Source organism: Cohnella sp. GCM10020058 (assembly GCF_042683485.1).
In the GTDB taxonomy this organism is placed as follows: domain Bacteria; phylum Bacillota; class Bacilli; order Paenibacillales; family Paenibacillaceae; genus Cohnella.
This window is the reverse complement of sequence record NZ_JBHUJV010000028.1, coordinates 1-3,980: the sequence shown is the minus strand read 5'-3', so window position 1 is coordinate 3,980 and position 3,980 is coordinate 1. Positions and strand designations below refer to the sequence as shown.

General features: G+C 49.7%; 8 protein-coding genes. 2 read left to right on the top strand and 6 right to left on the bottom strand.

Annotated elements, in window-relative coordinates:
- Nucleotides 1–254 precede the first annotated feature (254 nt).
- On the top strand, nt 255–605 hold the full coding sequence (locus ACFSR7_RS35925; protein WP_378169501.1) for a hypothetical protein: 351 nt from the start codon (nt 255–257) through the stop codon (nt 603–605).
- A gap of 51 nt (nt 606–656) precedes the next feature.
- The gene (locus ACFSR7_RS35920) at nt 657–1,019 is read left to right on the top strand and encodes a hypothetical protein (protein ID WP_378169499.1); all 363 of its coding nucleotides are present in this window, start codon (nt 657–659) and stop codon (nt 1,017–1,019) included.
- Between the two features lie 60 nt (nt 1,020–1,079).
- On the opposite strand, the gene ACFSR7_RS35915 is transcribed toward ACFSR7_RS35920, so the two are convergent.
- The 6 genes from ACFSR7_RS35915 to ACFSR7_RS35890 all read right to left on the bottom strand — a co-directional run bounded on the left by ACFSR7_RS35915 (nt 1,080) and on the right by ACFSR7_RS35890 (nt 3,938).
- Nucleotides 1,080–1,223 (bottom strand): hypothetical protein, encoded by a 144-nt coding sequence (locus tag ACFSR7_RS35915; protein WP_378169498.1) that lies wholly within the window; start codon nt 1,221–1,223, stop codon nt 1,080–1,082.
- Entirely contained in the window at nt 1,224–2,129 is a 906-nt protein-coding gene (locus ACFSR7_RS35910; protein ID WP_378169497.1) for a hypothetical protein, read from the bottom strand.
- A gap of 70 nt (nt 2,130–2,199) precedes the next feature.
- Entirely contained in the window at nt 2,200–3,009 is an 810-nt protein-coding gene (locus ACFSR7_RS35905) for a C39 family peptidase (RefSeq protein WP_378169496.1), read from the bottom strand.
- Nucleotides 3,006–3,371, bottom strand: coding sequence for a hypothetical protein (locus ACFSR7_RS35900; RefSeq protein WP_378169494.1), 366 nt, complete (start codon nt 3,369–3,371; stop codon nt 3,006–3,008). The genes ACFSR7_RS35905 and ACFSR7_RS35900 overlap by 4 nt, the downstream gene beginning before the upstream one ends.
- On the bottom strand, nt 3,368–3,754 hold the full coding sequence (locus ACFSR7_RS35895) for a hypothetical protein (RefSeq protein ID WP_378169493.1): 387 nt from the start codon (nt 3,752–3,754) through the stop codon (nt 3,368–3,370). The genes ACFSR7_RS35900 and ACFSR7_RS35895 overlap by 4 nt, the downstream gene beginning before the upstream one ends.
- Nucleotides 3,755–3,758: 4 nt before the next feature.
- Nucleotides 3,759–3,938: a hypothetical protein gene (locus ACFSR7_RS35890; RefSeq protein ID WP_378169492.1), complete on the bottom strand. Its 180-nt coding sequence runs from the start codon at nt 3,936–3,938 to the stop codon at nt 3,759–3,761.
- Nucleotides 3,939–3,980: the final 42 nt, after the last annotated feature.

The following is a 3,980-nucleotide window of genomic DNA, read 5'->3' as shown; positions in this document are numbered from 1 at the left end:
CGTTAAAGGAGGCTCGGAACGGGAAGGTCGGATCGCACCCGGCCTTCTCTCCCCCAATCTTACCATAAGGCATGATAAAATAAAACGGAGGTATGCCAGATGAGTGAGCTAGTCTGGACGATGGTCTGCGCTTCCCTGGTTTTATCTGTTATGGCTTTCGTTAACTCTGTTCGGAATCGTCGAAAATAATTGAGGGGCTTCGGCCCCTCCTGGATGAAGATCGCGGAAACAATAATGAATGGAGGGGTGCGTAATTGCGTTACAAATACGGCGTCGAAAAAGAGTTTAATTTTCGAGAAGGCGACGAGATCAAAATAATTGCTGTGAGTTTTCTTTACGCATCTGAAGATCGCCCAGAACATATTTATCATGCTCAGTTACTTGAGGTGGATAAACACGGGTTTTGGGCCAAACTGCTCTCATCTACAGTGCATCCTTATTCTAATGATTCCCGTCTTGAAGGGGAGACCGAAATCATTAAGGACGATTATGAAGAGTATTTCGGATTCGGAGAGATTTGTGACGTAATTGGTGCTGACGAGCAGTACCCGGACCGGAATGATTGGGCTACGCGGTTCGTGCTGGACGGACCATCTTGGAAATAAAAAGGCCCGAGGCGAGTCCTCAGCGCATTATTAAGGATAGGAGTGGCGTTCGTGAAGCAGAGGATAACGGTAGAACAGTTCAATGCATTGTCGGAAAAGAAAAAGCGTAAATTGGTGGATTTGTGGAGGCCAGAACGCGGAGACTTATTCTATAACCCTGAACGAAATTTAGTTCAGATTGTGGATGCGGCGTCGGATGAAGGTATTGAATCGTCTGGCGAACTTATTCCAAAGTACAATTGCAAACCGCTGCTCTCCATTGGGCAGATGATTTGCTTAATCAAAGATCTGCTTGAAGAGAAAAGCGGCAGGGAATATTATAAATTCGGTGATATTATTGGCGACATCGAAGTATGGGTATTGCCGGAATTATGTGACGCGCTTTGGGAAGAAGTGAAAATTTCGATTTCCTGAAATCCATATAATTGATAGAAAAATAAAATGCCCGAGAGCCGAAGCCCCCGGGCGGATGATTTAAAGAACCAACGCGTCTACTCTTTGCTTATCTTTTGGACATGTTGGTGCTGATAGTTCCCGACTCGGTATCCAATTTTCTGCTCTGATATCCGGAACATTCCCGTTAGCAAATTCGATAATCGTTAAGGTTTTTCCTTTCATTTAGCGTCGCCTCCCGTTAACTGTCGCTGATATTAAAAATTCGTTTGCTGTCATTCTAACCATCATATTTTCTAAATCCATCATGGGAATATGGGGAACAAAAAGGCAACAGTGTTGATCTTCTCGCCCAATAACAAAAATATCTTGATACTCATTGAATTTAACCAATCTAAATACCTGATCAGCTCTCCTGGACGCCTGTACATCGGTTAGGATTACTGGCAAGCTATTGAATATTCCGAGGTAAAATTTATTGCCCAGGTACCTACTTAGCGATCTATCCACCAGGGCAATGTTATCAACCATAGCTTTTCTCATTTGCTTTGGCGTTTCAATCCGTTTTAGAGACCTTCTAAATTTTCTAAACAGTGAATAAGCTTCCGGTTGATTTCTTTGTAACACAATTTCATTTGGAGTATTAAAGCCGGGAGACCTCAGGTCTGCTTCAACTAACCGAAGTGCTCTAATGACATTGTTCGGTCCGCTAAATGACTTTTCTAGATCTGATTCTACGCCAGATAAGTACGAAACGTTTAATTCTTCTTGCGAAACTCCCATGTCTTTCATCATGTTGTAAATTAGGGAGTGATGAGCTGTGTTTTCTATTTCCAATAATACATATTCAATGTTATCTGGTTGTTGATGCTCGGGATGAATTATTATTTTCGGGTAACCAAGCAAAAACAACTTGGCATGGAGCAACTCGTGGATCCAAAGCGAGTCTACCTCTTTGAATTCGTCGGAAACCGTAATATTTATTTTCTTTTCAGCTAGAATCACTTCGTTAGTCCCTAACGCGCCGCCGAAACCTATATCTCGATTCTCAACGGTTAAACTTAAAGTGTACCCATTCTGTTTTGCTAATGTTTCAACTTCTCTAGCAAGCTCAATATTTTCCCACGACAAGATTGATCCCTCCCATCTTTCATTTTCGACAGACGGGAGGGGCATTCCTCTATGTTTATTCGTTGGTAAATCAGATAATGCCTTTACGATACAGCACGGTAAGCAGCCGGTAAAAGTCGTAGCTGCCGCCCGACGGCGTGTCAATCAGCTTGGACTTGACTGCAGATTGGACGGCTGCAGCGGCCCACGCGGGCGGCTCCGCGACGATCTGCAGGTTCTCCACCGACGCAAGCCGATCGGCAAGCGCCTTGATCTGCGCCGCCTGCTCCTTATTCAATTTTTGCAACGTCTCGAATTCCGCGCGTTCTTCCTTCGTCATCGGTTCGTCCTCCTCGTTTTTGATTTGCTGTGGGAATATCCAATACTGTCGCGCCTCGGTCGCGAATACGGATTCGTGCGCCCGGATCTTGCCGTCGTCCTTCACGCCTTGATCGATAAGCCCGTCCTTGCCGTATTTCGTGTTGTCGTGGTTCGGATCGTAAACCTCGATCCATTTGCCATCAATGCCGACCATCAAGACGTAATGGCCGCCGCCGGTCAGATGCCCCGGCCCCATCGTGGCTATAACGAGCGCGCCGGCCGCGAGCGCCGCCTTTACATCGGACAGGCTGCCAGTCTGCTTGCTCATAAGGCCGTAGTTGCGGGCGATAGCGTCGAAGTAACTCCACGCGGTGCCGCTGTTGGCTGTCCTGTACCCGCGCTCTACGGCCCAAGCTGCGGTTTCAGGCGGCAAGATCGGCCGGCCTTTGTATGTGCTGGCGACCATCGCGAACGACGTCGGCCCGCAAGCGCTCGAGCCAATCGTCTGCGTCGGATCTCCCCGGCGCGTATACGGCACGGACGCCCACCGCTTGTCCTCTTGGCTGTAATAGACAGTCATCGATTTTCGTCCTCCTTCGTTCTGGTCTCCGTCACGGTCCGCGCTTCGGTCTTCGTCTCCGTCGTCGTCGTGCCCGGCGGATTAAGCACTTTGTTGTGCATCTGACCCGCTGCCAGCGCCACGAGCAGCCCGTTTGCCCCGGACAGGATATAAAGCCTCCAATCCCACGGCGACGCGCCCAACGCGATCTGCGCAAGCGTCAGGATAGCCCATCCCACCAACACGGCGTAAACGTCCGTTGGCAGGTTCGGCAGCCATCTATCGACGAGCGCCTTCGTGTACTGCACGACGAGGAACGTAAAAAGGGCTGCCCCCGTCAATGTCCCGAGGGCGCCCCATGTAAAGAGCGTATCGCCTGTCATTCCTCGTCATCCTTCCGTTCGTGCTTTTGGTCCCGCCTCCGCAATCGAATCCATAGGTCGTATTTCTTCGTGTACGTCTGGTAGGCGAGCAGCAGCAGGCCTACCATAGTCCCGCCGGTCACGATCAACCACGTGAGGCGCTGCGCGGCGTCCATGCTCGGCGTCTGCCATCCGAAGGCGATGCTTGCCCGTATCCAGACCGCGACGAGCATCTTCGCGTCGTAGGCGGCAAGAAAAAAGAGCATCGATAGCATAAACGCGCTAACGACGCCCTTTCGGAACCGTTCATGAAAATATTTGCGATGAGCGGCAATGATGTATGTCGCAGTGCCCACCGTCACGGTATAGACGGCCAGGAGCGCGAAGTCGATCCAATCTAGCATAGGATCATTCCCCTTTTTCGTATATAAGGTACTTGGCAAAGTTGTTGCTTCGGATCTCCTCCTGCAGCTCGCGGGACGCGGTACGATATTGGATGATGGCGCTACGCGTATTAAGCGAGGCGCGCTTCAGCTCTGTCTGCTTGTCCCGATACCAGGGGGAGAACCGCATAAGCCATTTCAGCATAGCGGTCATCCGCTCCTTCCGTCTGGATCATCCTTCTTCAAC